Source organism: Pleomorphomonas sp. PLEO, assembly GCF_041320595.1.
In the GTDB taxonomy this organism is placed as follows: domain Bacteria; phylum Pseudomonadota; class Alphaproteobacteria; order Rhizobiales; family Pleomorphomonadaceae; genus Pleomorphomonas.
The window spans coordinates 1015274-1035490 of the sequence record NZ_CP166625.1 but is presented as its reverse complement, the minus strand read 5'-3'; the positions used below and the strand labels follow the sequence as shown (position 1 = coordinate 1035490).

The following is a 20217-nucleotide window of genomic DNA, read 5'->3' as shown; positions in this document are numbered from 1 at the left end:
GCCAATGCCTAGGGGTTCGTGAGCACCGGAAGCGCAGAAATCGAAGCTAGATGCCCGCCCCAGTAGAGTTTTGGGTCGGGTACTCAGGCAAAGCGGGAGAACACCAGCGCCGCGTTGACACCACCGAAGCCGAAAGCATTGGACAACACATGGTCAACGCCGGAGGGGCGAGCCGCGGCGCCAATGAGGTCGAAGCCCTCCGCCTCAGCCATCGGTCGCTCGATATTGAGGCCCGGCGGCAGCAGCTGGTTGCGGAGCGCCAACACCGAGAAGATCGCCTCGATGGCACCGGCCGCGCCCAGCATATGCCCGGTGGCCGACTTGGTGGAACTCACCGGCACGCCGCCGCCGCCCACCCCGAATACCGTCATCAGCGCGGCAAGCTCCGCCGCGTCGCCGACCGACGTCGAGGTGGCATGGGCGTTGACATAGCCGATGGCGCCGGGCTCGAGACCGGCCATGCCGAGGGCCAGCCGCATGGCGCGGGCCGCTTCCCGACCGTCCGACCAGCCAGCGGTGACGTGATGGGCGTCGGTGGTCGTGCCGTAGCCCGACACGATGGCGAGCGGTGTCGCCCCGCGTGCCTCGGCATGCGACAGGCGCTCGATCACCAGAGCGGCGGCGCCCTCCGACAGCACGAAGCCATCGTGATCGGCATCGAATGGCCGCGACGCATGCGTCGGCTCGTCGTTGAAGTTGAAGGACAGCGCCTTGGCCGCCGTGAAACCGCCGATGGCCACCGGGTCGACGCAACCCTCGCTGCCACCGCACAGGGCAATGTCGGCTTCGCCATTTCGGATCATGCGCACCGCATCGCCGATCGCCTGGGCGGAGGCGGCGCAGGCGGTGACCGGCGCGCCCGATGGCCCGCGAAAGCCGAAGCGGATCGATACCTGGCCGGTTGCAAGGTTGGGCAGGAAGGACGGCACCACGAACGGCGAGAGTCGCCGGACGCCGTCGCTCCGAACGGTCTCGCTCGCCTGGGTGATCGCAGGCACGCCGCCTACGCCGGTGGCAATCACCGTCGCCGTGCGCATCTGTTCGGCCTCGGTGTCGGGATGCCAGCCTGCCTGGTCAAGCGCTTCCGATGCCGCGGCCATGGCGTAATGGATGAACAGGTCGCTACGTCTGAGGTCGCGCGGGTCCATCACCGCCTCGGGATCGAAGCCGCCGGCCTCCTCTCGTCCGGGAACGAGACCGGCGATGCGACATTTCCAACCCTCGGTGTCGAAGCGATCATTTCGCCGGATGCCGCTCTCGCCAGCGATCAGGCGCCGCCAAGTGGTTTCAACGCCGGCGCCAAGCGGCGTCACCGCTCCCATACCCGTCACGACGATAGGCTCTTGCATGTCGGCCTCCATGTGTACAAACACTGTGCATATACACTCTTCGTTCGGCAGGCAACCCGACGCCCCTGTCAGTGGGAGAACCGCCGACTGATCTTGAGATAGGTTTCGGTCTCTTCCGGCGAGCTGCCGCGCATTAGGCCAGCCTGCGCCGTCTGCCATTCGACGATCAGCCGATCAAGCAGCGCATCGCCCTCGCCGGTGAGTTCGCTGACCCGCATATTACCGCCCGCGCCGTCCATCCGCCGCACCAAGCCCTTCAGTTCGAGGCGGTCCAGGTTGCGGATCAGACTGGTGCGATCAAGATGGATGCGGGACGACAGCGCCGCCGCCGTGGCGCCGGGATTGTAGCGGACGGCAGCAAGCAGCGAGAACTGCTGCACCGTAACCCCGAAGGGCTTCAGCTTGGCGTCATAGCGACGGACCAGCGCGCGCGCCGCCGCGACGGTGTTGAGAACGAGGCAGTTCGAAAGATCGTCGGGAAGCGACATGGTGCCATGCTTGCACGTGCCGGCCGCCGAAAGTCAAGCGCGCGAGCCGATACCAAAAGCCCCCGGCCACGGGGACCGAGGGCTCGTTTCATCAAGGTTTAGCCAGATCAGTTGGCGTTGAGTTCCAGCACCCGGTTCACCGCCGACACCACGGCGGAGAGCGATGCCGTGACGATGTTGGTGTTGATGCCGACGCCGTGCAACTTGCCGCCGGGATGCTTCAGCTCGACATAGGCGATGGCCGAGGCATCCGAGCCCTGCTGCAACGAATGTTCGGAATAATCGGCCACCGATACCGGTATGCCGACATAGACCGAAAGGGCGTGCACGAAACCGTCGATCGGGCCGTTGCCATGGCCTTCGATGGTGCGCGCAACGCCGCCATCGACGATCTCGGCGACGCAGATGCGCCGGCCCTTCACTTCCGTATCGGGGTAGGTGTGATGGTCGACGAACTTGAGGCGGCTCTCCGACTGGTCGACATAGAGCTGCATGAAGCGCTCGTAGATGCGCTGCGACGACAGCTCCCTGCCCTCACGGTCGGTAATCGCCTGAATGTCTTCGCGGAACTCCACCTGCAAGGCACGCGGCAGGTTGATGCCGTGATCGTTCTGCAGGAGATAGGCGATGCCGCCCTTACCCGACTGCGAGTTGATGCGGATGATCGCCTCGTAGGAGCGGCCGACGTCCTGCGGATCGATCGGCAGGTAGGGCACTTCCCAGACGCCGGTATTCGACGCCTTCATGGCCTTGAGGCCCTTGTTGATGGCATCCTGATGCGAGCCGGAGAAGGCGGTGTAGACGAGTTCGCCGACGTAGGGGTGCCGCTCGGGCACCTTCATCTGGTTGGAATACTCGAACACGTCGCGGATGCGCTCGATGTTCGAGCAGTCGAGGCCGGGATCGACGCCTTGCGTGAACATGTTGAGCGCCATGGTGACGACGTCGACGTTGCCGGTGCGCTCACCGTTGCCGAACAGCGTGCCCTCGACGCGGTCAGCGCCAGCCATCAGCGCCAGCTCGGCGGCGGCAACGCCGGTACCGCGATCGTTATGCGGGTGCAGCGAGATCAGCACGCAGTCGCGCCTGTCGATGTTGCGGCTCATCCACTCGATCTGGTCGGCGTAGATATTGGGCGTCGCCATTTCGACGGTGGACGGCAGGTTGAGGATCAGCTTGTTGTCCGGCGTCGGCTTGATGACCTCGATCACCGCGTTGGAGATCTCCAGCGCCACGTCCAGTTCGGTGCCGGTGAAGCTCTCCGGCGAATACTCGAAGCGGAAACCGCCACCGGCCTTGGCCGCCATGTCGGCGATCAGCTTGGCGCCATCGACGGCGATCTGCTTGATGCCCTGGACATCCTTGCCGAACACCACGCGCCGCTGCAGGTTGCTGGTGGAATTGTAGAAATGGACGATCGGCCGCTTGGCGCCCTGCAAAGCCTCGAAGGTGCGGACGATCAGCTCCGGCCGGCACTGCACCAGCACCTGCAGCGATACGTCATCCGGCGCACCGCCCTCTTCCACGCACCAGCGGGCGAAGTCGAAGTCGGTCTGCGAGGCGGAGGGAAAGCCGATCTCGATTTCCTTGAAGCCCATCTCCAACAGCAGATGGAACATGTGGGCCTTGCGGTCGTGCCCCATGGGGTCGACCAGCGCCTGATTGCCGTCGCGCAGATCGACCGAACACCAGATCGGCGCCTTGTCGATGACCTTGCCTGGCCATGTGCGGTCTTGGAGATTGATGGGCGTGAAGGGGCGGTACTTGGCGGATGCCTGGGGCATGCCTACCCGGTCGCGGCCCACTCCGTTCTGAAACGTATCGGTCATGATGGTGTCACTCGTCTGTGGCTGGCGCTTTAAACCGGCCGCGTCATTCTGCTGACGTCGACACAGGGCGTAAGGCGCAATTGGTCATGCGAAGGGTTGAGAACGAGAGAGCTCATGGCCAGCGGCGGGCTATCGGCCGCCGGGCGCTCCCTCACTGGACCCGGCAACCGCTGATAAGGCCGAGACGAAGAAGCGAGCCGAGCATCCGTGCGCGATCCCCGGGGGCGGTGCCCTCGGCGGAGATATGGCGCGAGATGTCAGGCGTCGTAGTCATGTAAACGGCTATACCCGTAGAAATGCGAGCTGACAAGGGCTCAGAGCCCCTGCCAGCGCGTCAGCGCTTCGCCAGGATCGACGCCGAGCCAGGAAAGCACCCGCGCGGCCATCTCCCTAATCATATCGTCGATGGTTTCGGGCTTGGCATAGAAGGGCGGCACCGGCGGCGCCACCATCGCGCCCATCCGGGTCAGCGCCAGCATGGAATTGAGATGCGCCTCGGTCAACGGCGCCTCGCGCGGCAAAACCACCAGCCGACGTCGTTCCTTCAGCATCACGTCACCGGCCCGCGTCAGCAGATTGTCGCCAAAGCCATGGGCGAGTGCCGAAAGCGTCCGCATCGAACAGGGCACCACCGCCATGGCGTCCGTGCCGAACGAGCCCGAGGCGATCGATGCGCCGAGATCGCCGATGTCGTGCACGAACGTGGCGAGCCGCCGTACCCCGGCAAGGCCATCCGGTCCGAGCTCGTGAGCGATGGTGCGTTCGCCGCCCGGGGTGACGACAAGATGCGTCTCGACGCCCGCCACGCCGAGCTGGCGCAGCACCTCGCTGCCGAGCGCCGCGCCCGAGGCGCCGCTGATGCCGACGACAATCTTCATGGCGCTGCCCCGAACAATTCGGCCCAACGGCTATCGACCGATTTCTTGACCGCCTCGTCCATTGCCATCACCCGCCCCCATTGGCGGCTCGTCTCGGCGCCGATCTTGTTGGTGGCATCGATACCGATCTTGCCACCGAGCCCTTCCAGCGGCGAGGCGAAATCGAGATGGTCCATCGGCGTGCGATTGAGAACCAGCGTATCGCGGGCCGGATCGGCGCGCGTCGCCACCGCCCACATCACGTCGGACCACGAGCGCACGTCGATATCGTCATCAACGACAATCACCATCTTGGTCATGGTGAACTGCGGCAACAGCGACCAGAAGCCCATCATCACCCGCCGCGCCTGACCGGGGAAGCGCTTGTCGATCGAAATGACGGCCACACGATAGGAACAGGTCTCCGGCGGCAGCCAAAGATCGCGGATCTCCGGGATCGCCTCGATCAACAGCGGCTTGAATACATCGGCCAGCGCATCGCCCATCACTGCCGGCTCATCCGGCGCACGCCCGGTAAAGGTTGTGAGGTAGGGTGCCCCCTCGCGCGCCCGTATCGCGGTAAGGCGGAACACCACATGCGGCTCGGGCGGATTGTAATAGCCGGTGTGGTCGCCGAACGGCCCTTCCATCGCCGTATCGCCAGCGGTGATCGTGCCTTCGAGAATGATCTCGGCCGAGGCCGGGACATGAAGGGGAATGGTGCGGCAGGGCGCCATCGGCAGTCTTGCTCCGGCGATCAGGCCGGCCAGCGACAGTTCCGTCACCCCCTCCGGCGCCGGCATGACGGCGGCGAGAATGGTGGCCGGATCGGCGCCGATCACCACGGCAACGGGCATCGTTTCACCGGCTTTCAGCCATTGCCGGTGATGCTGGGCACCGCCACGCATCGGCAGCCAGCGCATGATGGCGCTCTTCTCGTCAAGCACCTGCATGCGATAGGAGCCGAGATTATAGGTGTTGAGGTCGTCAGGCCCGGGCGCGCGGGTGACCACCAGCGGCCAGGTGATCAAGGGACCGGCGTCACCGGGCCAGCAGGTCTGGATCGGCAGGGCGGAGAGATCGACGGGAAGGTCGCGCCAACGACCGCGATCGCCGACGATCTTCGGCCGAGCGTTGAGCGCCGCCCGCGCCACCGGCCAGAGGCTGGCAGCATCGCCGAGCGAACGCGGCGGCTTGGGCGAGCGCAGGAAAGCCATCATCCGGCCGAGCCGGGCAAGGCCGGCCTCGTCGGTGCCGAGACCGGCGGCGACGCGCGCGCGGGTACCGAACAGATTGGCGATCACCGGCATCGCCGATGGTCGGCCGCCAACGGTAGGCGCCGAAAAGCGCAGCACCGGCCCGCCGGCCTCGATCACCCGCCGATGAATCTCCGTGACTTCAAGGCGCATGTCGACCGGTGCCGCCACATCGCGGACGTCGCCTTGTGATTCCAGGAAGGTGAGAAAGCTCGAGAGATCGGGAAAACGCGGCAGACTGCGGCTGAACATTCGATTTCCGACCTCTCGCTCGGCGCGCTCGAAGACCTTCGGTCTTTCCCCCAACTGGCGCCGGGCGCCGCTGAGACATAACACCCTTTCGCCAATCCGATAGATTGCCATACGAAAAAGCGGCGCGTCTTTGAGCTATGACAAAAACATGAGCGGTGGACTGTCCTAAGCTCCTCGTCTTCGAAATGGACATTGCGATGGCTGAACATTTTCGGGGCGAACTGCCCAAACTTCTCCGCTTGCTGGCGTCGCCGGCCGGCTTTCTGCCGCTTGGACCCGCGCTGACGCTGGCCGTTCGCCGATTCGCCCGTCGCAAGCCGGCCATCTTCGACCGGCTCGGCGACTACGGCAAATGCTCGTTCCTGATCGCGCCGTCCGATCTCGACGTCAGCTTCCTGATGGTGCCGGACGGGGTGCGCGCCGAGGTGAAATGCCTGCGCCGCCGCGCCAGCCAGCCGGCCGACGTCACGGTGCGTGGGCCACTCCTGGTGCTCCTCGGACTGCTCGACGGCACCTTCGACGGTGACGCCCTGTTCTTCAATCGCGCCATTTCCGTCTCCGGCCGCACCGACGCGCTGGTCGCGCTCCGCAATGCCATCGAGGACGCGGAACTCACACCAGCCGATTTCGTCGGCGCCACCGGCGGCCTCGGCCGTCTGGTCGACCGCTCGGTGATCGGCGGCCTTGGCCTTGCCCGTCGCTTTACCGGCTCGCCGATCTCCGGAGAATCTTCATGAGTCTGGAACTGGTCTGCCCAGCCGGGACACCGTCGGCCCTGCGCGCCGCCGTCGAAGCGGGCGCTCACTCGGTCTACTGCGGCTTCCGCGATGAGACCAACGCCCGCAACTTCCCGGGCCTCAACTTCTCGCCCGACGAACTCGTGGAAAGCGTCCGCTTCGCCCATGCGCATGGCACCAAGGTGCTGGTGGCGATCAACACCTTCGCCAAGGCCGGCGCCATGGATGCCTGGAAGGCAGCGCTTGCCAATGCCGAAAAGGCCGGCGCCGACGCGGTGATTCTCGCCGATCTCGCCGTGCTCGACCACGCGGCGACCCATCATCCCAACCTGCGCCTGCACCTCTCCGTGCAAGCCGCCGCCGCCACCCCCGAGGCGATCGCATTTTACGCCGATACCTTCGGCGTCAAGCGCATCGTCATGCCGCGCGTCCTCTCCGTCGAGGAGATCGCCAAACTCAACGCGGCGATCAACGTGGAGACTGAGGCCTTCGTGTTCGGCGGTCTCTGTCCAATGACCGAAGGGCGCTGTTCGCTGTCGTCTTATGCCACCGGCAAGTCGCCCAACCTCACCGGCGTCTGTTCGCCACCCGAGCACATCGCCTACTCCGAGGACAAGAACGGCACGGCGACCCGCCTCAACGGCTTCACCATTGACCGCTTCGGCGCTGGCGAGCAGGCCGGCTATCCGACGCTGTGCAAGGGCCGTTTCGTGGCCGGTGGCAAGACGTCCTATCTGTTCGAGGACCCGGTCAGCCTCAACGCGGCCAGCCTGATGGCCGCCTTGGCGAAAGCCGGCGTCACGGCGCTGAAGATCGAAGGTCGCCAGCGCGGCAAGGGCTACGTCGCCGAAGTCGTGCGCACCTTCCGCGCCGCCGTCGAGGCGATCGACGCCGGCGGCACCGAAGTCGAGGTGGGGCGCCTGCTGGCCGGCCTCGTCGAAGGCGGCCGCCAGACCTCCGGCGCCTACAAGAAGGCCTGGCGCTGATGCCCGAAACCAAGAAGTCGATTTCCATGACCAAGACCGGCCTCACCCTCGGCCCCGTACTCTTCAACTGGTCGCCCGACCGTCTTCGCGATTTCTACGCCCGCATCGCCGACGAAGCGGATGTCGATCGCGTTCACCTCGGCGAAGTGGTCTGCGGCAAGCGCCAGCCTTTCACCGACGGTCTTTGGCCGGAACTGATCGAGCGTCTTCAGGCCGCCGGCAAGCAGGTCGTGCTGTCGACGCTCGCCCTCCCCTATAATCCGCGCGAACGCGCCGCCGTTATCGACTTCTGCCAGATCGGCGAGCTTGCCGAGATCAACGACCTTACTGCCCTGCCGACCGTTGCCGGCAAGCCCTTCCTGGTTGGCCCCTTCGTCAACGTCTACAACGAGGGCGCGGCCGGCTTCCTGGCTGGACGCGGCGCGACCGGCATCTGTCTGCCGGTGGAACTGCCGATCGCCTCGGTCGCCGTCATCACCGCCGCGCTGCCAGAGGTGGAGTTCGAGCTCTTCGCCTTCGGCCGCCTGCCGCTGGCGCTGTCCGGCCGCTGCTACCACGCCCGCCTGCACGGCCTGCACAAGGACGGCTGCCAGTTCGTCTGCGATCGCGATCCGGACGGCCTGCCCGTCGACACACTGGACGGCCAGCGTTTCCTGGCCATCAACGGCATCCAGACGCTGTCGAGCGGGGTCGAAGCTTTCTGCCCGACGCCGGACGATCTAGCCAACCTCGGCATCCGGCGGCTGCGGCTGTCGCCGCACACCGTCGATATGGTGGCGGTCAGCCGCCTTTACCGAGCGCTGCTCGATGGCCGTGCCAGCCGGACCGAAACCCTTGCCGCGCTGAAGGCGCTCGACCTTCCCGGCGAACTCGTCGATGGCTTCACGCGCGGCCAGCCTGGGAGTGCCCGCGTGGAGATGGCATGACGAGGCCCGACCCGTTCCGCGTCGCCTTTGTCCTGGCGGCGCTGACGGCCATCAGGGCGATCGGACCTGGAATCGGCGACATTGCCACCCATCAGAACGAACTTATCTTCGGCTTCTTCAGCATCCAGCTGTTCGGCTTTCTGACCGTGGCGCTGCCGCGCTGGATCGGCAAGCCGATCACACCCATGCCGGTGCTCTGGGCGGTACTTGCCGCGCACACCGTCGCCTTTTTCTGGGGCTGCGTCGATCTTGAAACCGGCGGCGTTCTGCGGGCTCTGGCAACGCTGTCCGGCGTCGTGCTGCTGCTCTCCACAACGCCGCCCGGCAAGACGGCGGAGACGCTGCCGATCCTCGCTCTCGCCGCCCTCCATGCCGTGATCGGCATCGCCGCCTTCCTGCACAGCTGGCCTGAGGCCACCATGGCCGGCCTCGCCGTGATCGTGCTGATCTGCATTGAGGTGTCGAACCGCATCGGCATTGCCGTGCTGGCGGTGGCGCGTGAACGCGCCGGCTATCCCAAGCTTGCCCCCGTGCCGGCTTTGATCGCCCTGCCACAACGCGCTTTCACTATCCTGGCGCTCGCCCTCTGGGGCCTTGGCTGGAACGCCGGCTGGCCGGCGCTCGCCGCCTTCCTGTTCGGCATGGCCTGGTTTGTCCATATAGAGCCCTGGCGCATCAAGCCTTATGCCGGTTGCGTCATCCTGGCGGTCGGCCTCCTGTGGAAACGACTGGCCTTCCTGCTGCTGGCGCTGATGGATCTCGGCGTCGCCGACATCTCTCCGTTCGCCGTCATTCACGCCTTCGCAGTCGGTGGTCTCGCAACGCTGGCCATCGGCATCGCCACCTCGATCGTTCGCAAGAAAGACAAGCGATCGTTGATGCCGTCGCTGCTTGCCGACGTCATTTATGTGGCGATCGCTGGCGCGGCCATTGCTCGCGTCGGCGCGGCCTTGGATTTCGCGCTTTACGAAACGCTGATCCCACTGGCTCGCTGGAGCTGGGCGGTCGCGTTTTTGGGATACATCCTGTTCACGCTACGCGGCGCCATCTGGTCACCGCCTACGACCAAAGTATAGGGCCGGCGACATCTGAGGAGCCCGGCAAGCCTCACCATGCAAATACGGTAACCCAGACCATGAAAAACCAATGTCTGGAATAACATAGCCAAACTTGAAACGCTGAGCGGCTTCGGACTATTCTCTTTAGTAAGAGACACGTAGTTTGCCGTATGCGACACTGTTCCAACACGCGCACGTCCGAGCCTGTCCCTGGAAAGCCATGCAGACCGACAATCCGCTCATCGCCATCGTCGAACGCCTTCTGAAGGACGGCCATGGCCGCCTGCTCAGTCAGCGGTCGATGCGCGCTGGTCACATCGTCTACAGCGGTGATGAAGCAGCCGATGGCGATCTGCTGATCGTTCGCTCCGGCCGTCTGCGCTGCTTTACCTCCTTCGAAGGCAAGGAGCTGACGCTCTATATGCTCGAAGCTGGCGATGCCATCTACCTCAACTCTGGCACCATGCTGGAGGTGCGCACCGCCGCCGACATTGTGCTCGCCTCGCCCGCCGCCTTCCGCCAGTTGGCGCTGGCCGAGACGGAGTTGGCGCTGGCCGTACTGCCGGCCCTTGACCGTCTGGCTCAGAAATCGGTCCGAATGATCGAGGACATTGCTTTCCATGGCGTCAAGCACCGCCTGATCCGCGCGCTTTGCGATACCGCCGACCGGATCGGTCGTACCGCGGATGAAGGCATCGTCATCGACCAGTTGCCCAACGCCGAAGATTTTGCCATGCAGATCGGCGCGACGCGGCAATCAGTCTCCACCGTTATCGCCGAGCTTGTCCGCTCGGGCATCCTCTACCGCTTCGGCGGCGGCTCAATGGTGATCTCCGATCTCGGCCGCTTGCGCCGTGAACTCGCCGACGTCCGCTGACGCCCCATTTCAGGAGTTTTCCGATCATGTGCAGCGACTGCGGCTGCGGCAACAAGGCCGCCACCACCACCATTCCCGTCGTCGAGAACCTCTTGTCGGAGAACGACCGGATCGCCTCCCACGTCCGCGAGCATCTCAACGCTCACGGCGTGCTGTCGATCAACCTGATGTCGTCGCCCGGCTCTGGCAAGACGCAACTTCTCGAGGCGACCATCGCCGCGTTGCCGAAGAACATCCGTATCGCAGTCATCGAGGGTGACCTCGAGACCGAAAACGACGCCGACCGTATCCGTCGCCATGGCGTACCAGCGGTGCAGATCACCACCGGCGTCACCTGCCATCTCGACGCGGTGATGATCCACGACGCTCTGCACGTTCTCGACCTCGATAACATCGACGTGCTGTTCGTGGAAAATGTCGGCAACCTCGTCTGCCCCGCCGACTTCGACGTCGGCCAGCATCATGACGTGGTGCTGCTGTCAGTGACCGAAGGCGACGACAAGCCGGACAAGTATCCGGTGATCTTCCGCAAGGCAGAACTGGTGCTGATCACCAAGACCGACCTGTTGCCGGCCATCGAGGAATTCTCCACCGAACGGGCCCGCGCCGCCATCGGCCGCGTCCACGGTCCCGGCCCGGTCCTGGAAGTGTCGGCCAAGAAGGGCGACGGCCTCAACGCCTGGACACAATGGATCGTCGATCGCCTCGCCGAGCGGCGGCAGGCGACGGGCCACTCCTGATCGGTCGTCAGAGACCGTTTCGAAATTCGCTCCGGGGAGTCGGCTGGCGCGGCTTTCGAGAACCGGAGCGGAGCGAACTTCCTGTTCGTGAGCACCGGAAGCACAGAAAGTCGAGCTAGAGCAATTTCAGCAAAAGTGGGAACCGGTTTTGCGTTCGAAATTGCGCCCAGACAAAGAGCTAGAGCATTTCTGGTGAACCTGTTTTCACCAGAAATGCTCTAGACGACCGCCGGAGTAGAATTTCCAAACGGTCTCTCAGGTCTTCGCCGCCTCGAAGCTCTCGATGTAGAGCTCACGTCCGGTCAGCACGTCGGCGTCCGAGCCACCGCAACCCGAACAGACGAAGTGGTATTTCTCCACTTCGAACACGGTGCCGCAAGTTCGGCACTTCGCCGTCACGGCGACATCGTCGATGTCGAGCCGAGCGCCCTCTGCCAGCGTACCCTCTGCGAAGATCTCGAAGGCCAGCCGGATCTGGCGGCTGTCGATGCCGCGCAGGCGGCCGATCTTGAGCTTCACCGCGACGACCCGGTCGACGCCGTTCTGCTTGCCATGCTCGGTCAGAATGCGCATCAGGCCCTCGACCACCGCCGTTTCATGCATCGGCAATTCCTTTCAGATCCAGTCCATTCATCTATCCCAATCGCCATCGCGGGGGAAATACTTGTCCGTGAAATGACGGATTTTTTCGCCGCCTGCTGCAAGTCACTCGCAAATAAAGGGAATCCCGTGGATTCCGCATAGCGGGGATGCACAAAGATGTATCGGACATACTACTTAGAAAACCGCCGCAAACAGCCGTTTAAATCCTTTTGGAAGCCATCACATTCTCATGCCGGCCATCGGCTCCGCCCGGGCATAATACTGATTTTACTGATTATTTCAGATCGACAATATGTTGAGTATAATTATCAATTTTACTTTAGTCTACAAAGCATTGGCGCCGTGCAAATGCGTATATGTCGGCTAGCCGACATACCCTAGTGGATGCTGCGATTAACGTCATCTCTGACAGCTAAGATGCATGCCTGCGGAAGGATCTCCACTCATGCTATCCCTCACTCAGATCGACCCGACGGCGCTGGCCTGGATGGGCGCGATCTTCTTGTTCTTCGGCGAAGTCGCCGCTCTCATGAGTCTGCCGAGCCTGACGCGTGTCGTCATTTGGTCGACCGTCGCCGAGATCGGTTACGTCCTGATCGGTGTTGGCCTCGGCGGTGAAGCCGGCCTGACCGGCGCCTACATGCACTTCGGCTATCAGATCGTCATGCGCGGCCTCGTGGTCGCCGCCGGCTGGTACATCATCCGCCGCACCGGCTCGTCGCGTCTCGACGACCTCGCCGGCTCCGGCCACCGCATGCCGGTGGCCTCGACGCTGTTCGGCTTCGGGATGTTCTCGGTCATGGGGCTGTCGCCGTTCAAGGGATCCTTCTCCAAGTTCCTGGTGCTCTACGCAGCCATCGAGCAAGGCCATTGGGCCATTGCTCTGGTCGGCACCGCCGCCTCGATCGTCGCCGCCTACTATTATCTGGTGGTGATCCAGCGCGTCTGCTTCGAGCATCCGGCGCGCCGCATTGAGCTGAATGCCGCTCCGACCATCGCATTGCCGATCGCCTGGGCACTCGCCGCCGTCACCGCGCTGATCTCGGTGTTCCCGCTGCCCTTCCAGCATGTAGCTGAAGCGCTGGCCGGCGCCGTCGCCGGGGTTCCCGAATTCGAGTCGCCCTGGTCGCTGCTCGTCCTGGTGCCCTACATCGGCGCCTTCGCCGTCTACGGCCTCGGCCACGTCTCGATCCGCGCCCGCGACATCGGCGCCGTGATCCTCGCCATCGCGACGCTGGCCCTGGTGGTGTTCGACACCAGCCTCGACCCGGCCTCGCGCGTCTTCGCGCTGGTGTTCGCCGTCATCTCCGCCGTGATGATCATCTACTCGATCGGCTACATGGCGCGCGCCGAGTGGACCAATCGCTACTACTTCTTCGCCTTCCTGATGATCGGCTCGCTGCTCGGCCTCACCACCGCGCACGAGATGGGCAACTTCTACGTCTACTGGGAGCTGATGACCTGGACCTCCTACTTCCTGGTCATTCACGAGCAGAACCAGAAGTCGCTGCGCGCCGGCCTGATCTACTTCATGATGTGCGCCTCCGGCGCCTATCTGATGCACTTCGGCATCCTGCTCACCCACGCCCAGATCGGCTCGTTCGAGTTCGCCGCCTTGGCCGAAAAGGCCGGCACGATCTCGCCGCTCGCCGGCCTCGTCATCGCGCTCTGCTTCTTCGCCGGCTTCGCTGTGAAGGCGGGCATATGGCCGGTACATAGCTGGCTGCCGATCGCCCATCCGGCCGCGCCGTCGTCGATCTCCGGTCCGCTCTCCGGTATCCTGACCAAGGCCGGCGTGTTCGGCATCGTCAAGGTGCTGTTCATCGTCATCGGCGTGCCGGCGCTCTCAACCTTCACCGGTTGGGGCCTTAGCCTCAAGGTCGTGCTGATTAGCCTCGGCCTGATCACGCTGCTTTACGGCGAGATCCGTGCCCTGTTCGAGACCGAGATCAAGCGGATGCTGGCCTTCTCGACGCTCGCTCAGGTCGGCGAGATCGTCGCGGTGCTCGGCATCGGCACGGCGCTCGCTACCGACGCCAGCCTTCTGCACGTCACCAACCACGCCGTGATGAAGACCTTGCTGTTCTTCGCAGCCGGCGCCTTCATCATGCAGACCGGCCGGCGCAACATCGCCGACCTCGCCGGTATCGGCCGCGTCATGCCGTTCACCGCCGGCTGCTACGCGCTCGCCACCGTATCGATCATGGGCCTGCCGCCCTTCTCGGGCTTCGTCTCGAAGTTCCTGATGGTCTACGCGGCGGCCGACGCCGGCCACTATGAGGTGGCTGTCGGGCTGCTGGTCGGCGGCATCATCGCCGTCGTCTACTATCTCCGCGTCGTCGGCATGCTGTTCTTCCATCCGTGGAAGGGCGAAGCCGGCGTCAAGGAAGCCCCGCTTCCGATGCTGATCGCCGTCGGCGTTCTCGCCGCTGCCATCATCTTCGGCGGTTTCGTGCCGTCCTTCCAGCTCAACCTCGTCGGTGCCGTCGGTGCCGAAGTGGCTGCCCGCAGCGGCCTTGCCGCCGCCGTGCTGCCGTCGTTGATCATGAGTTGGACGCTGCCGGCCACCATCGCCTTCTTCGGCGCCGTGGTTGTCTGGCTGGTTGGCCGCAAGTCCGTCCAGCAGGCCGGCTGGCTCGCCGTGGCGGTCCTGGTCGCGGCTTTCTTCGCGGTGATCTTCACCGCTCCGGCCTACGACACGCTGTCCTTCTGGTTCGCCGTGCTGATCGCCGGTGTTGGCGCGCTCAACATGCTGCACGCCACCGCCTACCTCGCCCACAACCACGCCCAGCCGCGCTTCTTTGCCGCCTTTGGCATCATGATCGCCGGCCTTCTGGGCATGACGGCGGCCAAAGACATCTTCACCTTCTTCGGTTTCTGGGAGTTGATGTCGAGCTGGGCACTCTGGGCGGCCATCGTCCATGAGGAGAACGACGAGGCGCGGAAGGAAGGCTTCAAGTACTTCTTCTTCAACACCATCGGCGCCTCCTTCATGTTCCTGGGCGTCGCAGTGCTCGCCGCTCACGCTGGCACCTTCGATCTCGTCGGGATCGGCCAGAAGGCGCTGGACATGCCGCTCGCCACGCTGGCCCTCGGCATCATCCCGGTGTTCATCGGTCTCGTCATGAAGGCCGCCATGCTGCCCGTCCGTATCGACGTGCAGATGCACCCGGCCCTCGCGCCAACGCCGGTCTCGGGCTACATCTCGGCAGTCCTGCTGAAGTCGGGTCCGTGGGGTGTTCTGAAGCTGTTCAGCCTGTTCGGCGGCAGCGCGGTGTTCCTGCGCCTTGGCGGCGAGATCGGTGGCGTTCCGGCGCTGATCGACATCATCGCCATCATTGCCGGCATCACCGTCGTCTATGCCGGTGCCATGGCGGTGGTTCAGAACGGCATCAAGCTCTTGCTGATCTACTCCACCGTCAGCCAGCTCGGCTACGTGCTGATGGCGCTCTGCCTCGGCACATCGCTCGGTGTCGCCGGCGGCCTGTTCCACTTCGTCAACCACATGTTCCTGAAGGACACGCTGTTCCTCGTGGCCGGCGCCGTCATGGTCAAGAGCCATGCCAGCCAGCTCGATGAACTGGGTGGCCTCGGCCGGAAGATGCCGATCACCTTCGGCTTCTTCCTGTTCGCCGGCCTGTCGCTGGCCGGTGTGCCGCCGCTCAACGGCTTCTCCTCGAAGTGGATGATCTTCTCAGCCGCCTTCGAGAGTGGCCACTGGGCGCTCGCCACCGGTGCCATGGTGTCGTCGCTGTTCACCCTGGCCGCCGTGCTGAAGTTCGCCCACGCCGCCTTCATGGGCGCGCCGACCCAGAAGGCCCTCGCGGCCGAGGAAGCGCCGCTGTCCATGCTGCTGCCGATGGGCGTCTTGGTAGCTGCCAGCGTTCTGCTCGGCTTCTTCCCGGGCCTTGCCCTGGTGCCGATCGCCAAGATGCAGGCCGAACTCGGCCTCACCCCGATCGACGCCTCGCTGTTCGGCCCGCTGCCGGGCGCCGGTGGCTGGAGCCCGTTCGCCCTGAGCCTGCTGGTGCTGATCGTCGCCGCTGTCTTCATCCCCTGGATGCGTCTTGCTCATCGCGGCATCCAGAAGAGCGGCCTGCACTTCGCCGGCGCCACACCCAACGACTTCCTGCCGGAAGCCGGCGGCCGTGTTGGCACCGCCAACCTGTTCGAGTCCCCGACCGCTGCCATCCGCGGCCTCCTGGTGGCTAAGCCCACCAAGGCCAAAGAGCAGCATTGACGGGAGAGGAGAGACCAACAATGTCCAACCAGATCGCTATCTTGCTGGCGGTGCTCCTCTTCCCAGGTGGAGTGTTCGCCCTCGTGTTCGGCCTCGCACTGAAGGGTGTCGACCGTCGCGTCGCCGCCCGTCTTCAGAGCCGTGTCGGACCGCCGCTGCTGCAGCCGTTCTTCGACATCGTCAAGCTCGGCTTCAAGCGCACCATGGTGCCGGCCGCCGCCAACCAGACGGTGTTTCTCTACACCCCGCTGGTCGGCGTCGTTTCGATGCTGATCGCCGCCGCCCTGGTGCCGATCACCTCGGTCTATGCGCCGGATGCCGCCATCGGCAATCTTCTGGTGCTGCTCTACCTGCTGATGATCCCCGGCATCGTGCTGATGATCGCCGGCTCGGCCTCCGGCTCGCCCTATGGCGCCATCGGCTTCTCCCGCGAGATGGCCCTGATGATCGCCTACGAAGGCCCGCTGGTGCTGATCGCCGCCGCCGTTGCCATTCGTACCGGCGTTGGCATGGGCGGTTGGGCCACCTTCTCGCTGAACGACATCATCGCCTATCAGCAGGCCCACGGTTCCTTCCTGTTCGATCCAGTGATGTGGCCGGCGGTCGCCGCCTTCTGCTTCTTCTATCCGGCCAACCTCGGCATCGTTCCCTTCGATATCCCGGAGGCCGAGACCGAAGTGCTGGAAGGCCCGCTGCTTGAGTACTCCGGCCCCGTGCTGGCGCTGTTCAAGATGATGTCGGCCCTGAAGAAGGTCGTTGTGCTCGGCCTCGGCATCGCACTGTTCTTCCCGGCGGCGCCCTCGCTGTTGATCGGTGGCCTCCTGGTATGGCTGATCAAGATGGCGGTGATGATGCTAGTCGGCATCACCGTGGTACGCCTTTCCATGGGCCGCATGCGCATCGATCAGGCCTTCGTGTTCTTTCTGAAGTGGCCGCTGCTGCTCGCCGTGGCGAGCCTCGCAGTCGTCGTTGTGGTCTGAGGAGGGCTAGATGGGCCTGATACCCGATTTCAAGAAGATCGCCACGCGGTCGCCCTGGCTCTACCGGATCAACGCCGGCTCCTGCAACGGCTGCGACGTGGAGATGGCGGTCACCGCGCTGATCCCCCGCTACGACGTCGAGCGGCTTGGCTGCCAGTACTGCGGTAGCCCCAAGCACGCCGATATCGTGCTGATCTCCGGTCCGCTCACCGTCCGCGTCAAGGACGCGGTGCTGCGGCTCTATGAGGAGATCCCCGATCCGAAGGTAACGGTGGCGGTCGGCGTCTGTCCGATCTCCGGCGGCATCTTCCGCGAAAGCTACGCCGTGCTGGCACCGATCGACCAGTACATTCCGATCGATGTTAACGTGCCCGGCTGTCCGCCCCGGCCGCAGGCGATCATCGCCGGCGTCGCCAAGGCCATCGAAATCTGGCGCGAGCGTCTCTGAGGAAAGGTCCCAAGATGAACTTCCTGACGATTTTCGCCCGCAACCTGATACAGGGTCCGCAGACCGAGGCCTTCCCCTTCGGCCCGGCCTTCACGCCTGACCGTTTGCGCGGCCGTATCGAATTCAAGGCGGAGAGCTGCGAGGGTTGCCGCATTTGCGAGCGCGTTTGCCCGGCCAACGCCATCCGCTTTGCCAAGACGTCCGACGGCATGACCTTCGATTGCTGGCACAACACCTGCGTGTTCTGCGGCAATTGCGAGTTCTATTGCCCGACGGACGCCATCCACCAGACCAACGACTGGAACCTCGCCCACGCGAACGCCGACAAGTTCGAGATGGTCGAGCACGGCCTGATCCCCAATCAGACCTGCGTGGACTGTGGCGCCACCGCGCTCAACACGGCGCCGATGGTCAAGAATGCCAAGCCGCCGCTCAGCCCCGAGGAATATAGTGAGGTGCGCGCGCGCTGCCCGAAGTGCCGCGCCAAGTATCTCAAGAACCGGAAGGTCCCAGCATGAGCCGCTTACCGCAAGACCTGGAAGCCCGCCTCACCGCCGCGGCGCCGGCCGGCGTCGAGTATTCCGCCGAGACCGACAGCCATGGTGTCACTGTCGCCTGGCTCGGCCTCGCCGACACCGCCGACCTCAAACCCGTCGCCGCCCTGCTGCTGGAGATGGGTGCCCGCCTGTCCATGATTACCTGCGCCCAGCCTTCCGTCCCCGAAGAGGAGGAGGAAGAAGACGAGGATAGCGAGGACGGCGAGGAAAAAGCCGAGGCAGCGCCCAAGGAGACGCCCAAGACGTTCGGCGGCACGCCGTTCGACGGCACCTCCTACGAGATCGACTATCACTTCGATATCGCCGGCGACGCCCTCACCATCATCGCCTACGTGCCGCAGGGCGGCAGCATCCCGTCGCTGACACCTCTGTTCCGCAACGCCGACTGGCATGAGCGCGAGATGATGGAACTCTACGCCGTCTCGGTGACCGATCATCCCGATCCGCGTCGCCTGTTCCTCGACGCGTCGGTCGATGGCGCCGTCCTCGAGCGGCTGATCCCGTTCTCGACGCTGGTCAACGCCGCCAGCACCAAGGGCCTGTGGGAACGCCTCCTCGCCGGAAAGAAGGGTGCAGCATGAGCACGAACAACGTACCCGAGACCTTCAGCATTCCCGTCGGCCCGCTGCATGTGGCCCTCGAGGAACCGATGTATTTCAAGATCGACGTGCATGGCGAAACCGTCAGCCATGTCGATATCAACGCGGGGCACGCCCACCGCGGCATCGAGTATCTCACCACCAAGCGGACGATGTACCAGAACGTGGTGCTGACCGAGCGCATCTGCTCGCTCTGCTCCAACAGCCATCCGCAAACCTTCGCCATGGCGGCCGAGAAGATCGCCGGCATCGAGGTACCCGAGCGCGGCATCTACCTCCGCGTCGTCGCGGACGAGATGAAGCGCATCACCTCGCACCTGTTCAACGTGGCGCTTCTGGTGCACCTCGTCGGTTACGAGACCTACTTCATGCACATGATGCAGGTCCGTGAGATCGGCCAGGACATGGTGGAGTCGATCTTCGGCAACCGCCAGGACATCGGCGCCATGTGCATCGGTGGCGTCCGCTACGACCTCGACGACAAGACGATCGCCTATATCAAGGGCGCCATCGACAAGATCGAGACCGAGACGAAGGACATCATCAAGACCTTCAAGTCCAACGGCTCCATCCTGCGTCGCACCAAGGGCGTGGGCGTGCTCAGCCATGCCGACGCCATCATGTGCGGCGTCGTCGGCCCGGTGGCCCGCGCGTCTGGCATCGAATATGACGTGCGCCGCGCCGCGCCCTACGCCGCCTACGATCGCCTTCCGCTCGTGGTGCACAGCGCCACCGACGGCGACGTCTGGTCGCGCGCCATGGTTCGTCTCGAGGAGATTCTGACCTCGATCAACCTGCTGCGCGCCTGCCTGCGCGACCTGCCCGGCGGCCCGACCAACATCAACGACCGCCCCGACATCCCGCCGGGGCAGGCGGTCACCCGCAGCGAAGCACCGCGCGGCGAGGTGATCTACTATCTCCGTACCAACGACACGCCGCAGCCTGAGCGCGTCAAATGGCGTGTGCCGACCTTCATGAACTGGGACGGCCTTCGCTTCATGCTGCAGGACGCCAAGGTCGCGGATATCGCCATGATCGTCAACAGCATCGATCCCTGCCTTTCCTGCACGGAACGCTGAAAACAGTCATCCGGAAAGCTGCAGACTTTCCGGATCAAGCGAATGTGGGAAAACTGAAGCCGAGAGCAAGGACTGCTTGCTCCGGCATTATGAGATCGGGGCCGCACATAAAACGGACAACCGCGACCCCGTTGGACAACCAAGAGGAGTGACACCCATGGCCTTTATGATTGAAACCTCCACCTGCACGGCTTGCGGCGCTTGCGAAGACGAATGCCCCAACAAGGCGATCAGCCACAAGGGCAAGGTCTATTCGATCAACGCCAAGAAGTGCACCGAGTGCGAGGGCCATTTCGAGACGCAGCAGTGCGCCGAAGTCTGCCCGTCGGGCTCGTGCATGCAGGCCGCCTGAGCAC

The 20217-nt window shown here is 64.3% G+C and carries 19 protein-coding genes; 13 read left to right on the top strand and 6 right to left on the bottom strand.

Annotated features, from left to right (window positions below; translation table 11 throughout):
• Positions 1-83: 83 nt before the first annotated feature.
• From fabF to AB6N07_RS04535, 5 genes are all read right to left on the bottom strand, one after another.
• Positions 84-1349 (bottom strand): beta-ketoacyl-ACP synthase II, encoded by a 1266-nt coding sequence (gene fabF / locus AB6N07_RS04555; RefSeq protein ID WP_370676627.1) that lies wholly within the window; start codon positions 1347-1349, stop codon positions 84-86.
• A gap of 68 nt (positions 1350-1417) precedes the next feature.
• Positions 1418-1837 carry a MarR family winged helix-turn-helix transcriptional regulator gene (locus AB6N07_RS04550; protein WP_370676626.1) on the bottom strand — a complete coding sequence of 140 codons (420 nt, stop codon included), beginning with the start codon at positions 1835-1837 and terminating at the stop codon, positions 1418-1420.
• A 107-nt stretch (positions 1838-1944) separates the two neighbouring features.
• The gene (gene leuA / locus AB6N07_RS04545; RefSeq protein ID WP_370676625.1) at positions 1945-3666 is read right to left on the bottom strand and encodes a 2-isopropylmalate synthase; all 1722 of its coding nucleotides are present in this window, start codon (positions 3664-3666) and stop codon (positions 1945-1947) included.
• A gap of 314 nt (positions 3667-3980) precedes the next feature.
• Positions 3981-4544 (bottom strand): UbiX family flavin prenyltransferase, encoded by a 564-nt coding sequence (locus tag AB6N07_RS04540; protein ID WP_370676624.1) that lies wholly within the window; start codon positions 4542-4544, stop codon positions 3981-3983.
• Positions 4541-6031: a UbiD family decarboxylase gene (locus AB6N07_RS04535; RefSeq protein ID WP_370676623.1), complete on the bottom strand. Its 1491-nt coding sequence runs from the start codon at positions 6029-6031 to the stop codon at positions 4541-4543. Before AB6N07_RS04535 ends, AB6N07_RS04540 begins: the two co-directional genes overlap by 4 nt.
• Before the next feature lie 197 nt (positions 6032-6228).
• Between AB6N07_RS04535 and AB6N07_RS04530 the strand changes: the two genes are divergently transcribed.
• The 6 genes from AB6N07_RS04530 to hypB all read left to right on the top strand — a co-directional run bounded on the left by AB6N07_RS04530 (position 6229) and on the right by hypB (position 11355).
• Entirely contained in the window at positions 6229-6768 is a 540-nt protein-coding gene (locus AB6N07_RS04530; RefSeq protein WP_370676622.1) for an SCP2 domain-containing protein, read from the top strand.
• Positions 6765-7754 carry a peptidase U32 family protein gene (locus AB6N07_RS04525; RefSeq protein ID WP_370676621.1) on the top strand — a complete coding sequence of 330 codons (990 nt, stop codon included), beginning with the start codon at positions 6765-6767 and terminating at the stop codon, positions 7752-7754. Before AB6N07_RS04530 ends, AB6N07_RS04525 begins: the two co-directional genes overlap by 4 nt.
• A complete protein-coding gene (locus tag AB6N07_RS04520; protein WP_370676620.1) occupies positions 7754-8680 on the top strand; it encodes a U32 family peptidase in 927 nt (308 codons plus the stop codon). Before AB6N07_RS04525 ends, AB6N07_RS04520 begins: the two co-directional genes overlap by 1 nt.
• The gene (locus AB6N07_RS04515) at positions 8677-9756 is read left to right on the top strand and encodes an NnrS family protein (protein ID WP_370676619.1); all 1080 of its coding nucleotides are present in this window, start codon (positions 8677-8679) and stop codon (positions 9754-9756) included. The genes AB6N07_RS04520 and AB6N07_RS04515 overlap by 4 nt, the downstream gene beginning before the upstream one ends.
• Before the next feature lie 202 nt (positions 9757-9958).
• Positions 9959-10615 (top strand): Crp/Fnr family transcriptional regulator, encoded by a 657-nt coding sequence (locus tag AB6N07_RS04510; protein WP_370676618.1) that lies wholly within the window; start codon positions 9959-9961, stop codon positions 10613-10615.
• A 26-nt stretch (positions 10616-10641) separates the two neighbouring features.
• Positions 10642-11355, top strand: coding sequence for a hydrogenase nickel incorporation protein HypB (hypB, locus tag AB6N07_RS04505; RefSeq protein ID WP_370676617.1), 714 nt, complete (start codon positions 10642-10644; stop codon positions 11353-11355).
• A 255-nt stretch (positions 11356-11610) separates the two neighbouring features.
• Here hypB and hypA read toward each other — a convergent pair whose 3' ends face one another.
• On the bottom strand, positions 11611-11958 hold the full coding sequence (gene hypA / locus AB6N07_RS04500) for a hydrogenase maturation nickel metallochaperone HypA (protein ID WP_370676616.1): 348 nt from the start codon (positions 11956-11958) through the stop codon (positions 11611-11613).
• A gap of 445 nt (positions 11959-12403) precedes the next feature.
• On the opposite strand from hypA, the gene AB6N07_RS04495 reads away from it, so the two are divergent.
• From AB6N07_RS04495 to AB6N07_RS04465, 7 genes are all read left to right on the top strand, one after another.
• Positions 12404-16198, top strand: a complete 3795-nt coding sequence (locus AB6N07_RS04495; protein ID WP_370676615.1) for a proton-conducting transporter membrane subunit — start codon at positions 12404-12406, stop codon at positions 16196-16198.
• A 20-nt stretch (positions 16199-16218) separates the two neighbouring features.
• Positions 16219-17178 (top strand): respiratory chain complex I subunit 1 family protein, encoded by a 960-nt coding sequence (locus AB6N07_RS04490; protein ID WP_370676614.1) that lies wholly within the window; start codon positions 16219-16221, stop codon positions 17176-17178.
• Positions 17179-17188: 10 nt separating this feature from the next.
• Positions 17189-17626: an NADH-quinone oxidoreductase subunit B family protein gene (locus AB6N07_RS04485; protein ID WP_370676613.1), complete on the top strand. Its 438-nt coding sequence runs from the start codon at positions 17189-17191 to the stop codon at positions 17624-17626.
• Between the two features lie 14 nt (positions 17627-17640).
• The gene (locus AB6N07_RS04480; protein WP_370676612.1) at positions 17641-18144 is read left to right on the top strand and encodes a 4Fe-4S binding protein; all 504 of its coding nucleotides are present in this window, start codon (positions 17641-17643) and stop codon (positions 18142-18144) included.
• A complete protein-coding gene (locus tag AB6N07_RS04475; RefSeq protein ID WP_370676611.1) occupies positions 18141-18764 on the top strand; it encodes an NADH-quinone oxidoreductase subunit C in 624 nt (207 codons plus the stop codon). The genes AB6N07_RS04480 and AB6N07_RS04475 overlap by 4 nt, the downstream gene beginning before the upstream one ends.
• The gene (locus AB6N07_RS04470) at positions 18761-19861 is read left to right on the top strand and encodes a nickel-dependent hydrogenase large subunit (protein ID WP_370676610.1); all 1101 of its coding nucleotides are present in this window, start codon (positions 18761-18763) and stop codon (positions 19859-19861) included. The genes AB6N07_RS04475 and AB6N07_RS04470 overlap by 4 nt, the downstream gene beginning before the upstream one ends.
• 157 nt (positions 19862-20018) lie before the next feature.
• Positions 20019-20213, top strand: coding sequence for a 4Fe-4S binding protein (locus tag AB6N07_RS04465; RefSeq protein WP_370676609.1), 195 nt, complete (start codon positions 20019-20021; stop codon positions 20211-20213).
• The last annotated feature ends 4 nt before the right edge of the window (positions 20214-20217 follow it).